This window comes from Chryseobacterium sp. S90 (genome assembly GCF_047444895.1).
Taxonomy (GTDB): Bacteria; Bacteroidota; Bacteroidia; order Flavobacteriales; family Weeksellaceae; genus Chryseobacterium.
In genome coordinates this window covers 405,973-427,668 of record NZ_JBLGCX010000001.1, presented here as the reverse complement: position 1 = coordinate 427,668, position 21,696 = coordinate 405,973, and the positions used below count along the sequence as shown (strand labels likewise).

Sequence of the window (21,696 nt, the reverse complement as noted above, 5' to 3'; positions counted from 1 at the left end):
TAGAAAGAAAAGTTCCGCCTCGTATGAGACGGAACTTTTCAATTATAAAGGCCTGATGGCTCTTTTATTTTTTTGTATTATCCGTTTTTCCTGATTTGTTCTTTGAAGATTTCTGAATATCTTCTTTGTCAATATCAGGCGGATTAGACTTTTTCGATGCAGCAGGAATGTTCTGGAAATCCTGATTTTGCTGTTTAGTTTCTGCAGTATTGGCAGATTCTTTCTTTTTGGTGTTTCCTTTTGTATCCATGACTTAAATTTTTAATTTCAAGAATATGGATAGTATCATTCAAAGTGTTTGCCAAACGGAAATATTTTATCCTAAAGTCCTAAAATACCAATTTTCCCGGTTTTATCCTCAATGGTGTAATTCAGAGCTTTCGCCAAAACAAAAACATTATTCAGGTTTTCCATCAGCTGTTTACGGCCTTCATTTCTCAACTGATTCTGATCAATTGATTTTTCTGCCGTTTCTTTAGCTTTTGCGGTAACATTCTTAATATCTTTTTCTGAAATTCTGTTAATGAAAGAATCATCTAAAGATTGAATCTCAACACTAGGTGTGATTCTGATCTCAGCGTCAGGAAGTTCTGTAATAACCAGTTTTTTGTTGATGGAATCTACCTCGATCTTCATTTTATTAAGATCATAAGAAACCTGTGCATTGGTCTTTGTATACGTAATAATGCTGTTGCTGGAAACTTCTTTCCCGAATACTTCATAGCCCATTTTGGTTTTCTGCATACTCGAAGTGTTCTGTTCCAGCACCACCATCTTATTCATCTTGGAAATCTGATTGGTCAGGATATAATAATCCGACTGTTCAGTTTTAGTTCCAAGGTTCAGGCAGGACTTCAGACCAAAAAACAGAAGCACCATAGCGCCGGCACCGGCTGCAAAGGACAGGATTGTTCTATAATTTCTCAAATCTATTTAAAAATTTCTTTAATAACTGAGGAATCGTTCTTTTTAAGGATTTCAACTAAATCTCTTTCAATATAGCCTGTAGTAGGCATTTCTACGATTCTTCCAATCTCTTTTCCATATCTTTTAAGGATAATGGTAGGGACTTTCTGAAGATTATAAAGACTTTCATCCCCGGTAGGAGATTCTTTCTTACGGTTTACAGCAATAATGTTTAATTTATTTTCCGGATAGTTTACGGCTTCCAATATTTTCATCAGTCTTGGAAAATCTCTGTGGCTGTCTTCACACCATGTTCCCATGAAAACAATAATGTCATAGGTCCCGATTTTCTCTTTTTTTAATTCACTGACTGCTTTTTGGTCAAGGGCATATTCATCATGTTCCTTTACATACCAATCTGCATAAGGAGCTTTTAAAAATTGCTCTTTCAATTGGTTTCCTAAAAGCATTTTGCCGTCTTTCTGAGTTTCAACTTCACGGTTTACCACTACTTTTTGAGCGCTAAGCTGTTGTGCAGCTAAAAACAGACTTGAAAAGGCAACAATATTGGTAATAAATTTTTTCATATTTTATTTTTCGATAATTGATTTTAAATCAGCAGGAGAGTAGTATTTGTTTTTCAATACTTTATGATCTGCCTGTCTGTAAACATTGAATTTTTCTCCAGACTTTTCATAAAAAGATTCTACTTCCTTCTCTTTGTAAAATTCAACAGTTTCTTTTGCCTGTTCTTCATTATCACATGCCTTCGACATATTGGAACGCTGAACTTCGTTGAATAGCTCTACAAATTTGCTGCCAAGTCCAAATTCCAGCACAGCACCACTCAAAACATACTGAAGATCACATAATGCATCTGCAATTTCTACAATATTATTGTCTGCAATCGCCTGCTTCAGTTCATTTAATTCTTCCTGTAAAAGTTCTACTCTAAGATTGCATCTTTCCGGAGAAGGAATTTGTGGGGTATCTAAAATAGGGGCTTTGAAAGTAGTATGGAATTCTGCTACTTGGTTCAGACTATCAATTTTATCCATGAATTTTTTTATTTCCCACAAAGATAGAAAAGGATTTGTAAAATGTGAAATGTACAGAAGGAAAATGTAATGATGGAGGGAATTGAACAGTTCAGAATTTTAGGCTTTCTAATATCATGTTTTTGGAAAGCTCTGATTGAAATTTATGAGAGGTTTTAATATCGTTCCACTATTCGATACCATTGATCTTCTAATTTCCAATTAAGTTCAGGGTCATTTTTTATAAGTTTCTCGTAACTCATTTTAGTTTTGGGATCGTTGGTGAATATAAAGTAGATTTGTGGTGCTTCAAAAAAACCACGGGAGATCCAAAATTTAATTGTTTTTGTATTTTCTGTTTTATTCTCATAGATCCAAATGTCATTTCCTCCATTTGAAATAATTGGAAAGTCAAATGAAAGCTTATGTATTCCATTTTTCATTGAAGTATTGGGTTTTATAGTCTCCTTTAAAATTTCATTTACTATTTGATGGCGTTTATAATAAGAAATTTTCCAGTCTAACTTTTCGATTATGGAGCTTGGAATTTTATTAAATCTATAAAAGGTTAAAAAGAAAAGAACAATAGTTGTTAAAAAACTAATAATTCCGGTTGATGTTATTTTTGTGCGTTCTTTAAATCGTTTTACGATTTGTCGTAAAGATAAAATCAATAGTATCAAACATGCTAAAAGCCATAAAAGAGGTTTAAAGAAATAGGGTAGAATAAAATAATCTGTAAAACTGTAGGCAATCCAAATTATTGTTAAAATCAGAGTTTTCTTAGGTAATCTTTCCATCTAAAGTTTGATTGATTCAGAAAAAGTTAGTTTCATGGAGTAAATTTAGGTGAAAAGAAGATTTGCTAAAGGATTTGATCTCCTTTATTTATGTGGGAAAATATGAATTCGTCGAATAAAATATATTTAAATAATACATTTTCATAAAAAGTCCACAATTTTCAGGTTGTGGACTTTTGCTTTTTTATTTTGGTTTGTATTCAATACATTATTTCAGTTATCCGTATTTCCAGATACCTGATATACTCAATATCATCAATCCCGGCTGTTTTTCGCCATAGCTGAATACACATATGTATTTTGAATGGCAGGAAGAACAATCTGTCCCAAAATATAAAGTGGGAAGATCATTAACGGTCAGTTCTCCTAAATGAAGCATTCTTTGGGAGGTCTCATTAACAATTCCATGTTTTAACAATTCACTTTTGGAGGTTACTTTCTCTTCATTGTACAACTGGAAGATGGGAAATCCTGATTCGTAAGGCTTTATCTCAATGGTATTTTCATGACCACAATTACAGCAGGTAAAAGTAGTAACGGCTGTGGGAAGAGCTTCATCATTAATGAAAGTACTTTTTGTAACAGAAGCTTGTTTAATAATGCTTATTTTATTTGAAATTGAATACATCTGAGTTGATTTATGGCTGAATAACTGTGCCTACTAAGTTAGGGTATTTTCCGCTTGGACTTTTCTTAATAGTGACTTTTATATAACCTTCTTCTGCCAGCTTATTCCATGTTTTCTGATAACCAGTGTTGATGTCAATTGGAATTTTCCACATGGTTTGTTTTCCTTTTCCAGCCTGGCTAAACCAAGGAATGATGTCTGCTGTCTGAGTTTTAAACTGCATTGAATTATTCAGAACATCAATCTCATAATAGAAATCGTACTTGTCTTCAGGCTGGTTTAATGCTCTTTGGGTAAACGTATAAGTATATCCGTTGATGATAGGGCTTGTGAAACTTCCTCCCAAAGTAGGAACACCTGTTCCGTTGTAACTGCCTACAGCTCCGCTGTATCTATCAAATTTCTGCCCAACCTGTAAAGCAACATCATCAACTATATTGTAGCCTCCGTTAGCAGGTGGCCATCCGCCATTTAAATTATTAGCCTTAAAAAGTGATTCCAGTTCACTCCATTTTCCTCTTTTGTATAAATCGTAAGCTTGATTTTTAAGCGCCTGGCTCACCGAATTATTGGGGTCATAAGTTACTGCCAGTTCATCTGCATTTTTGTAGAATACCGTAGTGATATCGGGATTGATGTCTATTACATCATCATTGTCTGAGCTACAGGCAACTGAGAGCGAAGTAATAGTTAAAAAAAAGAGATACTTAAATAAATGTTTCATATAAAAAATTTTAAATTATTTTAAAATAGGAGGTATTAGAAGGGGCTACCTTTTTTGAAACATCATTCTTTACAAAAATCTTAAGTGGAAATATTGATATAAATAGTATTAATGTTTTTCCAATCAAAAAAATAAACGGAATCTGCTTTGATAATAGATTTTCTGGCAATATATTTTATTAAAAATCAATTGGATAAAACGGGTCGAGAGAAGCAACTGTCAGACGTGTAAAAACAACTTTGGAGCTCCCTTAAATACAAACTGGGGTAAACGGTACAATAAAAGAATATTATTGTGCGATAAATTTAAATCAAAAAACTCAAATACTAGTTATTTTATTTTAAATAAAATATTTTTATGAAATTAATTATAATCATAAATGTATTTAATATAATATTTTACATTTTGTAAAAAAAATAAAACTGCCCTATTAAGGGCAGTTTTTTCACATCGTTTAATTTTAAAAGTTATTAATTTTTAATAAATCTTTTAGATGATTCTCCAATTTGAAGCATATAAGCACCTTTGATAAGATTACTTACATTCACAGAGCCTCTCTGAAGTTTTCCTGAATCAATTAGTTTTCCACCCATATCGAAGATTTTATAGTCTTCTGAAGTTGTGTTGGAAATATAAAGGATATCTCTTACAGGATTTGGATAAAGCTTAATATCTGTGATCAGATCTTTTGTATTCTGAAGATCTCCTTTTCCTGAAGAAACGATATTAAGGGTGTAATCCTCAACCTGGCCATAAGTGAAAGCTTCACATGATGAAGTAGGGATTGAACTGTATTTCATCATTACTCTCATTCTTGTTGACCCAACAGTTGCTGTAGCCGGAATGGTGATAGAACCTGTAACCGGGCTTGTTGTAGATCCGGCTTTTGTCCATGCTAATTCTCCACTATCTGTAAAGTCTCCATCACCGTTGTAGTCAATATAAACAGCGTATGCTTCGCTATATTTTGTTGATGTCCAAACCGGAGTTATAGAGATTGTATAAGCGCTTCCTCTGGTTACATTGGTAGAAACTGAAGTGAAGTTTTCATAACCTGCTGTTCCTGTAGAAGTATTATTAATAGATCCGAACGTCACATTTCCAATTCTTTCATCAGCAGTGTTGGATGCCGAAGAAGAGCAATATGAAACGCTTCCTCCTGCAAGAGTGGTAACACTTACTGTATTGCTGGAAACAGAAGCATTTCCTGCCGCATCTTTTGCTTTAACAGAGAAAGAATACGTTGTTGATGGAGTAAGTCCTGTTACAGTATAGGTAGTTGTAGCTGTAGAACCAATTAATGAAGCCCCCTGATATACGTCATATCCGGTAACGCCTACATTATCAGTAGCACCAGACCATGAAAGGTTGGTTGTTGTAGCAGTAGTTCCTGAAGCTGCAAGGGTAGGAGCTGTAGGAGCAATAGTGTCAGGAGTTCCGGAACCAGCATTTACAGAAATGTTAGCATTGTTAACATCAAAGAAAATGTGGTTTGATCCTTTTACCATAATTCTTCCTGTCGTTGTATTGGCATTAGGAATGGTTACTGCCTGTGAACCGTCATTCGGAGTTCCTGCCAATAAGGTAGTCCATGTATTTCCACTGTCTGTTGACCAAAGGATATCTACATTAGCGGCATTTACACCATTAGCTGTAGTTCCTGCAACGTTCCATGTGATCGTTTGAGAACTTCCTCCGGCATACGTTGTTGCTGAATTCTGTGAAGTGATATTAAATGGTCCTGCAGTTCCGTTAACAGTGATTACAGCGTCATCAGAATTGTTTCCTGAACCTCCGGCTTTGTTATCACGAACAGTAAATCTGAAATTCAATGTTCTTGCTACTGAAGAAAGAGCTTCTACAGTGATTTCAGAACCTGCTGTAGTTGTTGCACCTGTTAACACTGAGGCCATTCTTGGGAAGTATCTTACAGGAGCAGTGGTAGGAGTCCATGATCTGAAGTTTGGCCCTGAAGCTTTTGTTGCACTGGCTGCTGAACTTGCTCCTGTTTGAGAAGAAGAAGCATTGTCCATTTGCTCCCAGATATAGGTTAAAGAATCTCCGTCAGCATCTGTTCCTGTACCTGTCAGTACGAATGGAGTTCCTTTTGGAATTGTATAGTCTAAGCCTGCGCTTGCTGTCGGAATTGAATTTCCTGTATTTGTATTGACAGAACAAGTTTTAGCTTTGATATTATTGGTGATCTGCTGAATGCTTATCGCATGGAAAAATGCATCAGAATGCGGCTGAATATCCTGGCTGGTAATTCCCGCGTACCCCATGATTGTTGATCCTGATCCCGGTTCCATATTGGCACCAGTACCTTCATTATTCATAGAGAATGTATGATTTCCTCCGAACTGGTGTCCCATTTCGTGAGCCACGTAGTCGATGTCAAAATTATCTCCTGAAGGAATAGCATCTGCCGGAGAAGTATATCCGCTTCCTTTTGATCCGTTTGTACAGATACAGCCGATACAGCCTGCGTTTCCTCCACCTCCGGAAGCACCGAACAAGTGTCCGATATCATAATTGGCCTCACCAATTACAGAAGTTAAAGTACTTTGTAACTGTGAATTCCAGCTGCTCATTCCGGAAGCTGCAGAATAAGGGTCTGTAGAAGCATTGGTGTAGATTACAGCGTCATTGTTGGCTATCAGAACCATTCTTGCCGCGAAGTCTTTTTCAAAAACACCATTTACACGGGTCATTGTGGTATTCATTGCAGCTAAAGCCTGAGCTTTTGTACCCCCGAAATAAGTAGTGTATTCTCCGGTACAAGATAGAGCCAGTCTGAATGTTCTCAGTTTGGCATCATCTGCATTAGGTCTTGCCGCAAGAGCAGAGTTGGAAACTCCTTTCTGTGCAGCATCTACTACTGTACATTCAAACTTGTTAAGATCGTCTTTTTTGTCAGATTTTCTGTACACTACATAAGTGGAAAGATCTTTGGTGTAAGGTTCAATGAAAACGGCAGATTTATCACCGTAGATTTCCATTGATGACAGTCCAAGCGGAGAAACGCTGAAATAGACTGTGGAATTAGGATCATCCAGACCTTGTCCTACGTAGGATTTGATATCCGGATATTTTGCTGCCAGTTCAGGGGCAAAATTGGAATTCTCCCTCACTTTAAAATTTTCCATTCTGCCTTCAGAGTTTGGAAAAGAGATGATGAGTTCTGATTTTTCGCCTGCAGCCAGTCTTTTGGGAGCTTTTGCTAAAGCATTTTTCAATCCGTCGATGTTTAGGTTGTAAACTTTAGGATTGCTGATACCGGTTTTGTTTTCAAAAACCTCTGAGGAAGTTTTTCTGGAACCTTCAGACCAAAGACGGTCAGTCTGTGCGAAAGAAATACCCGAGATAAGGAGCATTCCAATCAGCGTTAATTGTTTTTTCATATTAAATATTAAATTTGATTGTGGAATATCAAAGCTAACAAAAAATATATTATCAAAAACAAAATTTTTTAAGAGAAATTTAGAACACGGACTTAAAATACTATGCGATACATTGAATATAATTGAAAAAGCTTATTAATAAAAGAAATACAAAAGCAATGAAATGAATTTTAATTTTAAAAAAAATGAAATACATGTATATTTTTATTAATTTATTAAAATGAGACAATAAAATTTATTAATTATTTAATTATATGTGAATAGTATCAGTGAATTGAATTTTAGTAAATGTTACTATATAGCTCTATGTTTGTGTATAAAAAAAGCTGTTTCATTTTGAAACAGCTTAGTATAATTATATAATTCTTAATTACATTTTATCATCAGCAGTAGGACCATAAAGTCCAGGGACTTTGTTCCCGGTCGATCTTAAATAAACAACCAATTCGCCTCTGTGATGGTACAGATGATTATAAAGAAAGCCTCTTACCACCTGAATTCTCGGAGATGGCGGGAAAAGTACATTTCCGTTCATTTCCATTTTCCATTCATTAAAATAAGTGTTTTCATCCGAGTTTTCCAAAACTTTCTGTGCGTTGGCAACATTTTCTTCAAATTTTGCAAGGATATTTTCCGCTTTGGAAATGTCTCCTTTGTCATACTTGTATGCACCCATATCAAAAGTATCTTCATTGAAAGTGGATTCGTACCAATTGTATACTTCAGCAATATGAGAGGCCAGCTGACCGGTTGTCCAGTTTTTTTCGGACGGCTTCCAGTCCAGTGCGCTGTCAGGGATTGCCTGTAAAATTTTTCTGGTGTTTTCCGCTTCGTGCAGAAATTCACCTAAAAGTGCCTGTTTAATCATTTGTATTGGGATTTAAAGATTTATTTTGTAATATCTCTTCCGATAACCAGTCTCTGAATCTCAGAAGTACCTTCACCGATTGTACAAAGCTTAGAGTCTCTGTAGAACTTTTCAGCCGGGAAATCTTTTGTATAACCGTATCCTCCGAAAATCTGAACTGCATTGTTAGAAATTCTTACACAAGCTTCAGAAGCATACAGTTTTGCCATAGCTCCTTCTTTTGTCATTTTCTGTTTTGCATTCTTCAAAGTAGAAGCTCTCTGGATAAGAAGTTCAGCAGCATCAATTTCTGTAGCCATATCTGCTAACATGAAGTTGATAGCCTGGAAATCTGCAATAGGTTTTCCGAACTGATGTCTCTCTTTTGCGTATTTCAGAGCAGCTTTGTAAGCTCCTCTCGCAGTACCTAAACTTAGAGCTGCGATAGAAATTCTACCACCATCCAATACTTTCATAGCCTGCTTGAAACCTTCACCTACTTCTCCTAAACGGTGAGAATCCGGTACGCGCACATTATCAAAGATGAGTTCTGCAGTTTCGGAAGCACGCATTCCTAATTTATTTTCTTTTTTCCCGGAAGTAAAACCAGGCATTCCTTTTTCTAAAACAAAAGCTGTAGAGTTATTCTTAGCACCTATTTCTCCTGTTCTTGTCATTACTACGGCAATATCTCCTGAAATAGCATGAGTGATAAAGTTTTTAGCTCCGTTGATAACCCATTCGTCACCATCTTTTACAGCGGTAGTAGACATGCCTCCTGAATCTGAACCTGTATTGTGCTCAGTAAGTCCCCAAGCTCCGATTACTTTTCCGGAAGCCAGCTGAGGAAGCCATTTGTGTCTCTGCTCTTCATTTCCAAATTCATAGATATGATTGGTGCAAAGTGAGTTGTGCGCTGCTACAGAAAGACCGATAGATGGGTCAACCTGAGAAATTTCATCCAGAATAGTCACATACTCATGATAACCTAAACCAGAACCTCCATATTGTTCAGGAACAACAATTCCCATAAAACCCATCTCACCTAACTGGTGGAATAAGTCTTTTGGAAAAGTCTGGCTTTCATCCCACTCCATAATGTTCGGTCTGATATTCTTTTCTGCAAATTCTCTAGCCGTCTCCGCTATCATTTTGATGTTGTCAATAGTCTCTGTATTCATATAATAATAGTTAGTGCCCAAAGATAACCAAATTGATGGAATGCTAAAATAAATTATTTCATTCGTAATATTTAAGCGGTAATGCGTTTAATTTTCAATTTTTTATATTTTCAGAATTAATGTTTTCTTAATAAAATATTCAATCTTTTCCGTTTTTTATTTCACTATTTTAGTTCCCCAATTTTTAAAGCATGAAAAAAAATTTACTTCCTATCATTTTAATTTCATCATATATTTCTGCGCAGGCACCTGCCGGATATTATGACGGAACAGCCGGATTGACGGGGTACGCCCTAAAGTCGAAGCTGCACGATATTATTTCGGATAAAATGGTCAACTGGCATTATGATGATCTGAAGACACTTTATAATCAGACTGACCTCGATAAATATTATGATCATGATGCTTCCAATACACAGTACATGCTGGATATCTATTCGGAAATACCTTCTGGACCGGATGCTTATGAATACAAATCGGATCAGTTAATAGCGGGTGCATCCGGAGAAGGACTGGGCTACAACAGAGAACATATGATGCCTCAAAGTACATTCAGTACAAGTTCTTCTATCAGTGATTATCCTATGTATTCGGATCTTAACTTCATTATTCCTGTTGATGCCTATATCAATCAGCGCAGGAATAATTATCCTTATGGAATAGGAAATAATACCAATCATTATATTTTCAGCAATACTTCGAGGATGTCCAATGCTGCAATTCCGAATTATCCTTATACCGGAAGAGTTTACGAACCTATTAACGAGTTTAAAGGGGATATTGCAAGAACCTTATTATATTTTGCCGTAAGATATGAAGGAAAACTGGGGTCGTTTAATACAGCCTATACTACATCAGCCAACTTAACACCGGCTACAGATCAGTGTCCGCTTGACGGAACGGAAGAAAGAGCAGTTGATCTTCCCTATGTTGCCATGCTGAAGCAATGGAGCGCTGCAGATCCTGTTTCGCAGAGAGAAATCGACAGGAATAATGCTATCTATACCATTCAGAAAAACAGAAATCCATTTATTGACCATCCTGAGTGGATTGATATGATCTGGTCTGAAACACCTGACAATGTTGCTCCCACGGCTCCCGGATCCCTCGTTTCAACGCAGCAGAATGCCTATTTTGTAAATTTGAACTGGACAGCTTCTCCTGATACCGATGTTTTAGGATACAGAATTTATATGAATGGTTCAGTAACACCTGTAGCTGTTACAAAAGGAACTTCCATTAGCATAGATCACCTGAGCCCTTCCACAACGTATACTTTTACAGTGAAAGCTTTTGATAAAGCTTATCTGGAATCTGCGTTCAGTAATACGGTTACAACTTCAACAATTGCTTCAGATTCATATGCTCAGGACCTTATGATTACAAAGTATATTTCAGGAACCAATACAGATTTCGTTAAGAATAATGCCCTGGAAATCGTTAATAAAACAGGACATGAAGTCAATTTAAATAATTACAGGATCAATATCCAGTTTAAAAACAATTCGTCAGGAGCTATTTATAGTGGAGATACCTATGAGTTGGAAGGAAAAGTAGGAAATAATGAAACTTTTGTTATTTTGAATCCAAAAGCGACTTTATCATGTTATACCAATGATCAGGCAAGATTTGTAACGGCTTCTGATCCTATGTTGTTTGCAGGACAGAATTATGTGGAGCTTGCTTATAATAAAACGGTTACGATAGATGCTATCGGCGTAAAATACACGACTAATAATAATGGAAACGTCTCTTTATACAGAAAAAGTACGGTTAATCAGCCGGCAAGCAGCTTTAATATCAACCAATGGGATTCTTATCCTTCCAATTACTGTCAGGATCTTGGTGGTACACTGTCAACCTCTGAACTGATTGCTTCTGCCAATGAATTTAAAATATATCCGAATCCGGTTTACGATGATCTCTATGTAAGCGGAGCTGCTGAACAGGTAAAAACAGCCCGGATTATAGATCTTTCCGGAAAAGTGATTTACACAGAGAAAGATCCGTTCAGAAATAAGAAAAATATTTCAGTGCAGGGAATTCCGGCGGGAATTTATTTCTTGCAGCTTGATGATAAGGCCCATCAGTTTATTAAAAGATAGAGTATGAGTGGATAGCAGGAATAGCTTCTTGCTTAAAAATAAAGTTAAAAATGTAGAGTTAAAGTAAATGTAATGATAAAAATTTCATCAGTTTTTTGTATTTTCATAAATTTAAGTTTTTCATTAAAAGCCTAAAAACCTTATGGTTACTGCATAATCGATATAAGCAGATTCACTAATAATCAATATCTATAAGTGTTTCTGCTTATATTTTTTATTTATAAGTAATTATGCTTATATTTGCAGTATGATAGCGGTCATTACCGGTGATATTATAAATTCACAGCATGCGGACACTGAAGTTTGGATTACCAGACTTAAAAATCTTCTCGAAAGATGGGGAAGCGCTCCTGGCACATGGGAAATCTACAGGGGAGATGAGTTCCAGTTCAAATGCAATATTGATGACGTTTTCTGGCGGTTTCTAGCCATAAAATCTCTTATTAAAAGTCTGGAAAATTTAGATGTAAGGATGGCCATAGGTATTGGTGAAGAAAGTTTCTCTTCTGAAAAAATCACAGAATCCAATGGTACGGCCTATGTACATTCCGGAAGACTGCTTAATGACCTTAAAAATGACGGACACACTGTTGCTATCAAAACATCCAGCGATCCAGTGGACAGGGATCTTAATATCCTGTTGAAATGGTCTTCCAAAGATTTTGACAACTGGACTATGGCTACGGCAGAGATTATTCATGAAATGATCATGAATCAGGATATTACCCAGGAAGATCTTGCTAAAAGATTTGCTATTTCACAGTCTTCTGTAAGTCAGAGACTGAAGCGAGCCAACTATGAGCTTATCGTGGAAACCAACCAGTATTTCAGAAAGAAAATCTCAGAACTATAGGCATGATCTTTATCAAACTCATATTGGCACATCTACTCGGAGATTTTATACTTCAGCCAAATTCATGGGTTGCAGATAAGGAGAACTATAAACTAAAAAGTAAGTTTTTATACCTTCATGTTCTGATTCACACTGTATTAAGTCTTATTTTTCTTTGGGATCTGAAACTTTGGTGGGTAGCCGTTTTGGTAGGGATCACTCACTTTATTATTGATGCCGCCAAACTGACATTTCAAAATGTAAAGACTAAAAAAAGATGGTTTTTCATTGATCAGCTGCTGCATGTTCTGGTAATTGCCGGAGTTTCTCTGTATTTCCAGGAATTCAGCTTTGAATTTTTACAGAATCAGGAATTTTTAAAGATAATTATGGCAGCGTTGTTTTTAACGACACCCACATCTATTTTTATCAAAATATTACTGTCATCATGGACACCCGCTCCAGATGGCCCCAACACTATTCAAACCGAATCTTTATCAAGTGCCGGAAAATATATCGGAATTTTAGAACGTCTGCTGGTCTTCACTTTTATCATGGTGAATCACTGGGAAGGCGTAGGTTTCATGGTGGCTGCCAAATCTGTTTTCAGGTTTAGCGACCTTGCACAGGCAAAACAGAGAAAACTTACAGAATATGTATTAATTGGTACACTGCTGAGTTTTGGACTGGCTGTCTTAACAGGAATAATTATAAAATAAATCAATAAATCTAACTACAATTTAGAAAGTAAAATTATGAGTCAAAAGAAAGAAATGTTGTACGAGGGGAAAGCAAAACAAGTATTTGCAACCGATAATCCTGATGAAGTAGTAGTACGTTTCAAAGACGATGCTACAGCATTTAACGCTCAAAAGAAAGGTCAGGTTGATCTTAAAGGGGAAATGAACAACGCTATCACAACCCTTATTTTTGAATACTTAAATGAAAAAGGAATCAAAACTCATTTCATCAAACAATTGGACGAAAGAGAGCAGTTGGTAAGAAAAGTATCTATCATTCCTTTGGAAATGGTGGTAAGAAACTACTCTGCAGGAAGTATGGCACAAAGATTAGGAGTGGAAGAAGGAATCAAATCTCCGGTAACCATCTTCGATATCTGCTACAAAAAAGACGAATTGGGAGATCCGCTTATCAATGATCACCATGCTGTTTTCTTAGGCGCTGCTACTTATGAAGAGCTTGACGAAATGTATGAATTGACTTCGGATATCAACGAGATCCTTATCGACCTGTTTGATAAAATCAATATTATCCTTGTAGATTTCAAAATCGAATTAGGTAAAACTTCAGACGGTGAAATTATCCTTGCTGACGAGATTTCTCCGGATACCTGCAGACTTTGGGACAAAGATACTATGAAGAAGCTTGACAAAGACAGATTCAGAAGAGACTTAGGAGAAGTTACTGAGGCTTATGTAGAAATCTACAACCGTCTTAAAAATCTTTTACAGAAATAAGACTTTAGATACCAGATTTCAGATATCAGATGTTGATACTGAAAATACTTTGTTGGTTAAAACAAAATTAAATTTGAAGTTAGCTTTTAGTCTGAAATCTGACTTCTAAGATCTACAATTAGAAAAAATAGAAATGAAAAGTTTAGACATTCATAAAAGTGAATATTTAAAACAGTTTGAAACCCAGACTTACGGAAGAAATCTTTTCAGAACTCAGGAAGAGGAAAGACTGGATGCTCCCAATGAAGAGTGTGGGATTTTCGGAATGTATTCGGATAATGATCTGGATACTTTCTCTCTTTCACAGTTTGGTCTTTTTGCATTACAGCACAGAGGCCAGGAAGCTTGTGGTATTTCCGTTTTAAAAGATGGAAGAATCACAAATATGAAAGATGAAGGACTGGTTTTAGATGTTTATAAAGAAATTCAGGAACCTGAAACTTTTATGGGAAATTCTGCAATTGGGCATACCCGTTATACCACTGCAGGAGATAAGAAGAAATATAATTTCCAGCCATTTTTCGCGAAAAACGAATATGACCAGATTATACTTTCTATAGCACACAACGGTAACCTTACCAATGCAAAAGAATTAAAAGCAGAATTAGAGGCTGAAGGCGTAGTTTTCAGAGCGACATCCGATTCTGAGGTGATCCTGAGACTTATCCAGAAAAACCTTGATTTAGGTCTTCGCGGAGCTATTAAAGCAACCATGGAAAAGATCGAAGGAGCTTATTCCGTAGTGGGAATGACAAGAAATAAATTCTTTGCATTCAGAGACTTCAACGGAATCCGTCCATTGGTTTTAGGAGCTATCGACGAAAGATCTTATGTAGTAGCTTCAGAATCTGTGGCATTGGATGCTGTAGGAGCTCAATATGTACGTGATATCCTTCCTGGTGAGATCATTTATACCAATGAAAACGAACCTGGAAAACTTCATTCTTATATGATGGATGAGGCGAAAGGAAAGCAGAGAATCTGTTCTTTTGAATATATTTACTTTGCAAGACCTGACTCTACTTTAGAAAACATCAATGTATACGAAATCAGAGAAAAATCCGGGGAGAAAATCTGGGAACAGGCTCCTGTAGAGGCTGATCTGGTTATTGGAGTTCCGGATTCCGGAGTTCCTGCTGCTATTGGTTTTTCTAAAGCTTCAGGAATCCCTTTCCGTCCTGTTTTGATTAAAAACAGATATATCGGAAGAAGTTTCATTGTTCCTACACAGGAAATGAGAGAAAGGGTAGTGAACCTTAAACTGAACCCGATCATCTCTGAGATGAAGGATAAAAGAGTAGTGATCATTGATGATTCTATCGTTCGAGGGACAACATCTAAGAGACTTGTTAAAATTCTAAAAGATGCAGGTGTGAAGGAAATCCACTTCAGAAGTGTTTCTCCGCCAATCATTGCACCATGTTATCTGGGAATTGATACTCCGTCTAAAGATGATCTAATCTCTGCCAACATGACCACAGAAGAACTTAAAAATTATTTAGGAGTAGATTCCCTGGAGTTTTTAAGCATAGATAACCTGAAAACCATTTTAGGTTCTGCCAATCACTGTTTCGGATGCTTTACAGAAGAATATCCTGTAGGAAAAGGAGAAGAGGTAGATTTATTCAACTAATCTCTTTATTAAAATCATAAAAACAAAAGAGCCGGGCTATCACCTGGCTCTTTTTGTTATAAATGTAGCAGAAGCTTAATATTCCTGTATTATACAATATACAATAGAGTTTTAATTTTGTCTGATTAAAACTTCAGGATATGAAAAACGCATTTTTCACGGGTATTTTTCTGGTATTTGCCCAGCTTTACACTTCACAATCTTTCGATAAACAGGCACATCGTGGAGGGAAATCTCTTTACCCGGAAAATACCATCCCGGCAATGAAAAATGCTTTAAAAATGAATATAACGACCCTGGAAATGGATCTGGCTATCACAAAGGACAAAAAGGTAATTCTTTCCCATGATGCCTTCCTTTCGCCGGAGTTGGTTACCAAGCCGGATGGAACCTACATTCCAAAAGACTCAGGTTTTTATTATAAAATCTATGAAATGCCTTATGCAAAAATTAAGACATTTGATGTAGGTTTAAAGAAAATGAGTAATTATCCTGATCAAAAGAAAATGAAGGTTCAAAAACCTCTTTTTTCCGATATCATAGATGCATGTGAGGCTTATGCCCGTGAGCTGAAAAGACCGTTGCCTTTTTATAATATAGAAACTAAAACCCGTCCATTTTCTGATAATATATTTCATCCGGAACCCAAAGAATTTGTAGATCTGATGATGAAGATTATTGTAGAGAAAAAAATTCAGGACAGAGTGATTATCCAGTCTTTTGATCCCAGAACACTGGAAATCCTTCATAAAGAATATCCTAAAATAATGACCGCTCTTCTGGTTGAAAAAGTAGATGATAAAAAGCTGGCTCAGCAACAGGCTTATTTTAAAAACATTCCTGTAGAGAAATTCAAAATGTATCCTGATCATTTAAGTGGAGTGGCAGGAGATATGAAATTTTTGAGTTTTACCCCTACCATTTACAGCCCCGAACATAATCTTGTGACCCCACAATTAGTACAGGAATGCCACGCATTAGGAATGAAAGTAATCCCATGGACTGTAAATACAAAAGAAAGATTGAAGGAATTAAAGGATATGGGAATAGACGGGGTAATCAGTGATGATCCCAGAATATTTGAATAAATATTCTGGGTGACTATAGAATTTTACACCATTGTCATTCTGACGAAGGAAGAATCTCATGTAAAGCCTGAATTCTTCATTTCACTGTTACATTCAGAATGACAGAGTCATAATAATGAGATAGCAGGATTAATATAAAATTGTATATAATTGCCCTATTTTTAAATATAAATAGCCGAAAGAAAAATCTTCCGGCTATTTTATACGTGCAGGTTAATGCACTTCGGTTAAAAAATTGGTTTTTTTTAATTAGAACTTATAGTTCAAACCTAACTGAAATACTCTGTTGTTGTTTTCAGCAGCAGGTCTGCTCTTATCAATTTTAGTTAAGCTGTTTACGTATCTTGCACTTACACCAATGTTGGAAGTGATATCATACCCTAAACCAAGACCCAATCCGAAATTGAATTTGTTGATCATATCTTTGTCGATATCCTGAGAGTTTGAACTAGCAGTGGTGGTTGTAACGCCTCCTGTAGTACTTGCTACACTAGATTCCGATTTGTTTTTTCCATTAAGGAAATAACTGAATTCTGGTCCTGCTTCAATATAAAACTTGTCAATAGGTCTCATTTGAACCATTAATGGAACTGAAATGTAGTTCATTTGTACTCTGCTCTGTACTTTAGTCTTCACATTCGTAACGCCATTGTCAGTTTCTGTAGAATACATTACATCTTTAGCCCCCATTTGGTTGAATAAAACCTCTGGCTGGAAACTAAATTGTTTTGAAATTGGAATATTAACGAATGCACCTGCATGGAAACCTAGTTGCTGGGTGTTGATCCCAAACTTCTGCTGACTGAAATAAGAAGAGTTTCCTCCTGCTTTAATCCCGAATCTAACGGGTTGAACATCTTTTTTTAGTGGTGATGCATTTACTGTTTTTGTTTCTGTCTCTTGAGCAAAAGCTAATGTACCAGCAGTTAATGCTAATCCTAAAAATAACTTCTTCATAATTTTATTTTTTTAATTTTACTATTTGTGTGTCGGATGATTTCTCAATCAGACTCCAATTATTTTGCAAATTGCTTGCCAAAGTTGAAAAATACCTATTTGCAGGGGTTTTAAAGAGGTTTTCAGAAAGATTTTTCTTAATCATTTATCCCTTTTTGATGAATAAATGTATACCAAACTGACTATTTTATGAAAAGAGTTGAAGAGTCGAAAAATATTACTGTAGATAATTGAAATGATAAAAAATTTAAAAGCAGAAGCTGTTTTTCTAAAAAAAATGGAGTATCCGGATTGTTTTCAGGATCTGAAATAAAAATACCGGACCCTAATAGACCCGGTATCATTTTGAAAATAATAAATATCCCTATTTAAACTTATAAGCAACTCCAATCTGAAGTGCATTATTTCTTACTTTATCATCATCATTATATTTGTAAACTTCAGTAATACCAGCAGTAAATCTTGCGGTTACCCCAAAGCTTTTAGTAAAGTAATATCCGGCACCAATACCTAATCCCAGATTGAAACGGTTAAAAAGACCTGTTGAAATATTTTTTGAAATATGTTCCGTATGATCAATTGTAATTGAATTCCCGGTAGTTTCAATAGTAGTTAAATCTCCTTTTGTTTTTCCTCCCAATAGGTATCCAAATTCAGGGCCTGCTTCTACATATAGCTGAGGAAGAATATTATATTGAACCATTACAGGAAGAGAAAGATAATTTAATGTTGTACTGTAATCATAGTGCTGTGTTCTTCTGTAGTTCCCTGAGTTTGTTCTGTAGTTATAGTCTGATTTTGATCCCAGCTGGCTGAAAAGAAGCTCAGGCTGGATACTGAATTTTTCAGAAACCGGAATATTGGCGAACACCCCTGCATGAAAACCTACTTTCATTTTTTCATTATTATCATATTCATAACCGTCTCCTCTGGTAAGCGTAGATCCGTTCAGACCTGCTTTAACACCAAAAGTACCAGGAGAAGAAGTTTTTGATTGAGTTTTTTCCTGTGCATTCGCGAAAAGGCCGCCCGCCACTGCCAGTACTATAAAGAGTTTTTTCATGATTTAAAGTTTAATTTAATTTCTCTTCATTGCGACAAAATATCTGCCACAAACGGGAGAAGTGATAAAAATCATGCAATAAGCGAAAAAGTCAGGCCTAAACTAATAAACCTGACTTTTTCTATTGAAATCAAAATGTATCTAATTATTGAACAACATACATTGCTGTATCCTGCCTTGCATTCTAGTGTTAATCAACCCAATGCTGTTCCCGTTAAAAGTTTATAATGGTAATAGTTGCGTTTGAGTATTAAAATTCAATTGATTGATCAACTGAACCAATACCTGCTTCATTGTAAAAACGGAATCATATGTTGGGATTTCCGGAATAGAGTACAATCATTACTCAGTACGCAAATTTCTTGCCAAAAAGTATCTGCCAAATAAAAAAGCCGGATTAAATATAATCCGGCTTTGTATTGATTAGAAATTTCGCTTTAAAAGCTAATCTGATTTCTTAGAATTTATAAGCTAAACCAACCTGAAATACTCCGTTTCTAGAAGCATCACCTGGGTTGTTTTTAGGAACATCAGATAATCCTGCGGTATATCTTAGATTCACTCCAATATTTTGTGTGAAATAATATCCAGCTCCAAGACCAATTCCGAAATCAAAAGTTTTCAAATTATCTTTAACATCTACAGATCCACCATTTCCTTTTCCTTTAGCACTGATAAGGAAGCCGAATTGAGGACCAGCTTCTACATATAAATTAGGAATAAGGTTGTACTGTAACATTACCGGTACTGCGATATAATCCGTATTAAGTTTTAGATCACCGTTACCTTTATATTTACCACCCAAACCGCTGTATAATACTTCTGGCTGTACAGAGAAGTCTTGTGCTACAGGAATGTTTGCAAAAACACCCCCATAAAATCCAGCTTTTGAATTCAAATCACTGTTAGAAATAGTTGAAATATTAAGACCTGCTTTTACACCAAATCTAACTGGGGAAGATGAAGCAGTAGAAGTTGAAGTCTTCTGAGCGAAAGTGAAAGTACCTGCTACCAGGGCAAGAGCTAAAAGAATCTTTTTCATAAGTTTTATATTTTAATAGTTTTTAAGTTTTATTTAACATTTCATTAAGAATCAAACTGCGTGCCAAAGTTAAAACATATTATAAATCCAGTGTTTATGCTATAAATTGGAAAAAGTAATCTTTATTTTACATGAAAAAGCCGGATTAAAATTAATCCGGCTCCACTTTAATTATAAAAACTTAACGAGAAAAGCTAATAAGCTTTAGAATTTGTAATTTACTCCTACCTGGAATACACCGTTTCTTACAGATCCTGGTCTGCCATACCCATAAAGATATCTCTGTTGTTTTGCATTCACAATATCAGATAAGCCTGCAGTATATCTCACATTTACACCAATATTTTTGGTTATATTATAACCGGCTCCCAAGCCGATTCCGAAATCAAAGCCTCTGGTTGCATTTTTAAGGTGTAAACTCCCTACATCGTCCTTTAATCTGGCATCCATTAAGAAGCTAAATTGTGGTCCGGCTTCTACATAAAGATTAGGAAGTACTTTATATTGAAACATTACGGGAATGGAAATATATTCTACTTCAAGTTTTGCATTACTGTCTCCTTTCTGTTTACCTCCTACATTACTGTATAATACTTCAGGCTGAACAGAGAAATCCTTAGCGACAGGAATATTCATAAAAACACCACCATAAAATCCAGCTTTTGATTTCATATCCATATTGGAAAGAGTGGAAACATTAAGTCCTGCTTTCAAACCGAATTTGATTTTAGAAGAAGAAGATGTGGATGGAGGAGTAGCATCAGTTGAAGTGTTCTGAGCAAAAACAAAAGTACCTGCGATAAGTGCCAGGCCTGGAAAAATCTTTTTCATAGATTAGTTTTAATTTAAGTTGTTTAACGCTCGGAAAGCAACAAACAATATGCCGCGAACTCCCTTCAATAAAGACTTTATATATCTTTAACAGATTGAAAAATCAATAGTTTGGGATATATTTTTGATGTTTTATCAAAGGATCAATGCTTTACCTATAAAAAAAGACCAGATTAAAAAATTAATCTGATCTTTTCTATTGAATATAAAATTTGTTAGTGAATGTGTAAGCTTATTTGAATTTATAAGCTAAACCTACCTGGAATACATTGTTTCTTACCGCATCAGAACCGTTAGGTCTGTTTTTTGCGATATCAGTTAAACCTGCAACATATCGTGCTGTAAGTCCAAGGTTCGGAGTAAAGTAATACCCGGCACCAAGACCAATACCAAAGTTGAATGTATTGAAATTATCTTTGTAATTGTCTGATGTAGTAGAATCTCCGTTGGATTCATTTTTCAATTTATTTTTAGCGCTTACCATGAAACCGAATTCTGGTCCTGCCTCAACATAAAGGTCAGGAATAAGGTTGTATTGGAACATTACCGGTACAGTAACATAATCTAATTTAGTAGAAGCCGAAAATTTCGTCCCAAATGAGGTGAAATCTGATTTGTTACCATATTGTGAATATAATACTTCCGGTTGAACGCTGAATGAAGCTGCTAACGGAATGTTGGCAAATACCCCTGCATTGAATCCAATTTTAGATTTCTGATCATCAAGACCACTGTCTTTTGAAAGTGAAGATACGTTCATTCCCCCTTTTACCCCAAATGTTACTGGATTAGAAGATGTGTTTCCTGTCTGTTGAGCGAATGCGAATGTTCCTGCAGTTAACGCTAATCCTAAAATTAACTTTTTCATAACTTTAATTTTTTTAATTTTACTCTTTCTTAATTTTAAATTTTACTACTTGTTCAGCATTTTCAGTTGAACGCAGAGTATCTTTCAAATTGCTTGCCAAAAATATTTTTTATGATTAAAATCAATAAAAATACCACTTAGATAATAAGTGGTATTGAAATTATATAGTTGATTTTCAATTTGTTACATATTTAAATAAACATTTGTTTAGAAGAGGTCTAAATTGACAATTTTGTTAAAAATAACCTTTCAAACCGGGTTTATCTTTCCAAAAA

At 35.5% G+C, this 21,696-nt stretch carries 21 protein-coding genes; 6 read left to right on the top strand and 15 right to left on the bottom strand.

Annotated elements, in window-relative coordinates:
- Positions 1–64: 64 nt before the first annotated feature.
- The 10 genes from ACLMCG_RS02080 to ACLMCG_RS02035 all read right to left on the bottom strand — a co-directional run bounded on the left by ACLMCG_RS02080 (position 65) and on the right by ACLMCG_RS02035 (position 9,524).
- A complete protein-coding gene (locus ACLMCG_RS02080; RefSeq protein ID WP_047423221.1) occupies positions 65–250 on the bottom strand; it encodes a hypothetical protein in 186 nt (61 codons plus the stop codon).
- Between the two features lie 71 nt (positions 251–321).
- Positions 322–927 (bottom strand): DUF4230 domain-containing protein, encoded by a 606-nt coding sequence (locus tag ACLMCG_RS02075; protein ID WP_142716873.1) that lies wholly within the window; start codon positions 925–927, stop codon positions 322–324.
- Between the two features lie 2 nt (positions 928–929).
- Entirely contained in the window at positions 930–1,493 is a 564-nt protein-coding gene (locus ACLMCG_RS02070) for a TlpA family protein disulfide reductase (protein ID WP_223598648.1), read from the bottom strand.
- Between the two features lie 3 nt (positions 1,494–1,496).
- Positions 1,497–1,964 (bottom strand): nucleoside triphosphate pyrophosphohydrolase family protein, encoded by a 468-nt coding sequence (locus tag ACLMCG_RS02065; protein ID WP_047374946.1) that lies wholly within the window; start codon positions 1,962–1,964, stop codon positions 1,497–1,499.
- 155 nt (positions 1,965–2,119) lie between these two features.
- A complete protein-coding gene (locus ACLMCG_RS02060; RefSeq protein WP_413958604.1) occupies positions 2,120–2,743 on the bottom strand; it encodes a hypothetical protein in 624 nt (207 codons plus the stop codon).
- A gap of 217 nt (positions 2,744–2,960) precedes the next feature.
- Positions 2,961–3,371, bottom strand: a complete 411-nt coding sequence (locus ACLMCG_RS02055; RefSeq protein ID WP_413958603.1) for a hypothetical protein — start codon at positions 3,369–3,371, stop codon at positions 2,961–2,963.
- A gap of 10 nt (positions 3,372–3,381) precedes the next feature.
- Complete coding sequence (locus ACLMCG_RS02050) at positions 3,382–4,095, bottom strand: glycohydrolase toxin TNT-related protein (protein ID WP_223598645.1); 714 nt, start codon at positions 4,093–4,095, stop codon at positions 3,382–3,384.
- 470 nt (positions 4,096–4,565) lie between these two features.
- Complete coding sequence (locus tag ACLMCG_RS02045; protein WP_413958602.1) at positions 4,566–7,496, bottom strand: reprolysin-like metallopeptidase; 2,931 nt, start codon at positions 7,494–7,496, stop codon at positions 4,566–4,568.
- Between the two features lie 370 nt (positions 7,497–7,866).
- Positions 7,867–8,364, bottom strand: a complete 498-nt coding sequence (locus ACLMCG_RS02040; protein WP_413958601.1) for a DinB family protein — start codon at positions 8,362–8,364, stop codon at positions 7,867–7,869.
- Between the two features lie 20 nt (positions 8,365–8,384).
- Positions 8,385–9,524 carry an acyl-CoA dehydrogenase family protein gene (locus tag ACLMCG_RS02035; RefSeq protein WP_047422917.1) on the bottom strand — a complete coding sequence of 380 codons (1,140 nt, stop codon included), beginning with the start codon at positions 9,522–9,524 and terminating at the stop codon, positions 8,385–8,387.
- A gap of 191 nt (positions 9,525–9,715) precedes the next feature.
- On the opposite strand from ACLMCG_RS02035, the gene ACLMCG_RS02030 reads away from it, so the two are divergent.
- The 6 genes from ACLMCG_RS02030 to ACLMCG_RS02005 all read left to right on the top strand — a co-directional run bounded on the left by ACLMCG_RS02030 (position 9,716) and on the right by ACLMCG_RS02005 (position 16,660).
- Entirely contained in the window at positions 9,716–11,629 is a 1,914-nt protein-coding gene (locus tag ACLMCG_RS02030) for an endonuclease (RefSeq protein WP_413958600.1), read from the top strand.
- Between the two features lie 247 nt (positions 11,630–11,876).
- Entirely contained in the window at positions 11,877–12,482 is a 606-nt protein-coding gene (locus tag ACLMCG_RS02025; protein WP_047422919.1) for a SatD family protein, read from the top strand.
- Positions 12,483–12,484: 2 nt separating this feature from the next.
- Positions 12,485–13,180, top strand: coding sequence for a DUF3307 domain-containing protein (locus ACLMCG_RS02020; RefSeq protein ID WP_413958599.1), 696 nt, complete (start codon positions 12,485–12,487; stop codon positions 13,178–13,180).
- 36 nt (positions 13,181–13,216) lie between these two features.
- A complete protein-coding gene (purC, locus tag ACLMCG_RS02015; protein ID WP_027372243.1) occupies positions 13,217–13,939 on the top strand; it encodes a phosphoribosylaminoimidazolesuccinocarboxamide synthase in 723 nt (240 codons plus the stop codon).
- A gap of 133 nt (positions 13,940–14,072) precedes the next feature.
- Positions 14,073–15,572, top strand: a complete 1,500-nt coding sequence (gene purF, locus ACLMCG_RS02010) for an amidophosphoribosyltransferase (protein WP_223598639.1) — start codon at positions 14,073–14,075, stop codon at positions 15,570–15,572.
- A 140-nt stretch (positions 15,573–15,712) separates the two neighbouring features.
- Positions 15,713–16,660: a glycerophosphodiester phosphodiesterase family protein gene (locus ACLMCG_RS02005; protein ID WP_413958598.1), complete on the top strand. Its 948-nt coding sequence runs from the start codon at positions 15,713–15,715 to the stop codon at positions 16,658–16,660.
- A 249-nt stretch (positions 16,661–16,909) separates the two neighbouring features.
- Here the strand turns inward: ACLMCG_RS02005 and ACLMCG_RS02000 are convergent, their stop codons facing one another.
- From ACLMCG_RS02000 to ACLMCG_RS01980, 5 genes are all read right to left on the bottom strand, one after another.
- The gene (locus ACLMCG_RS02000) at positions 16,910–17,617 is read right to left on the bottom strand and encodes a porin family protein (protein ID WP_413958597.1); all 708 of its coding nucleotides are present in this window, start codon (positions 17,615–17,617) and stop codon (positions 16,910–16,912) included.
- Between the two features lie 364 nt (positions 17,618–17,981).
- Positions 17,982–18,680 (bottom strand): porin family protein, encoded by a 699-nt coding sequence (locus ACLMCG_RS01995; protein WP_413958596.1) that lies wholly within the window; start codon positions 18,678–18,680, stop codon positions 17,982–17,984.
- 457 nt (positions 18,681–19,137) lie between these two features.
- The gene (locus tag ACLMCG_RS01990) at positions 19,138–19,722 is read right to left on the bottom strand and encodes a porin family protein (RefSeq protein WP_413958595.1); all 585 of its coding nucleotides are present in this window, start codon (positions 19,720–19,722) and stop codon (positions 19,138–19,140) included.
- Between the two features lie 204 nt (positions 19,723–19,926).
- Positions 19,927–20,553, bottom strand: a complete 627-nt coding sequence (locus tag ACLMCG_RS01985; protein WP_413958594.1) for a porin family protein — start codon at positions 20,551–20,553, stop codon at positions 19,927–19,929.
- A 232-nt stretch (positions 20,554–20,785) separates the two neighbouring features.
- Complete coding sequence (locus ACLMCG_RS01980) at positions 20,786–21,421, bottom strand: porin family protein (protein WP_223598633.1); 636 nt, start codon at positions 21,419–21,421, stop codon at positions 20,786–20,788.
- Positions 21,422–21,696: the final 275 nt, after the last annotated feature.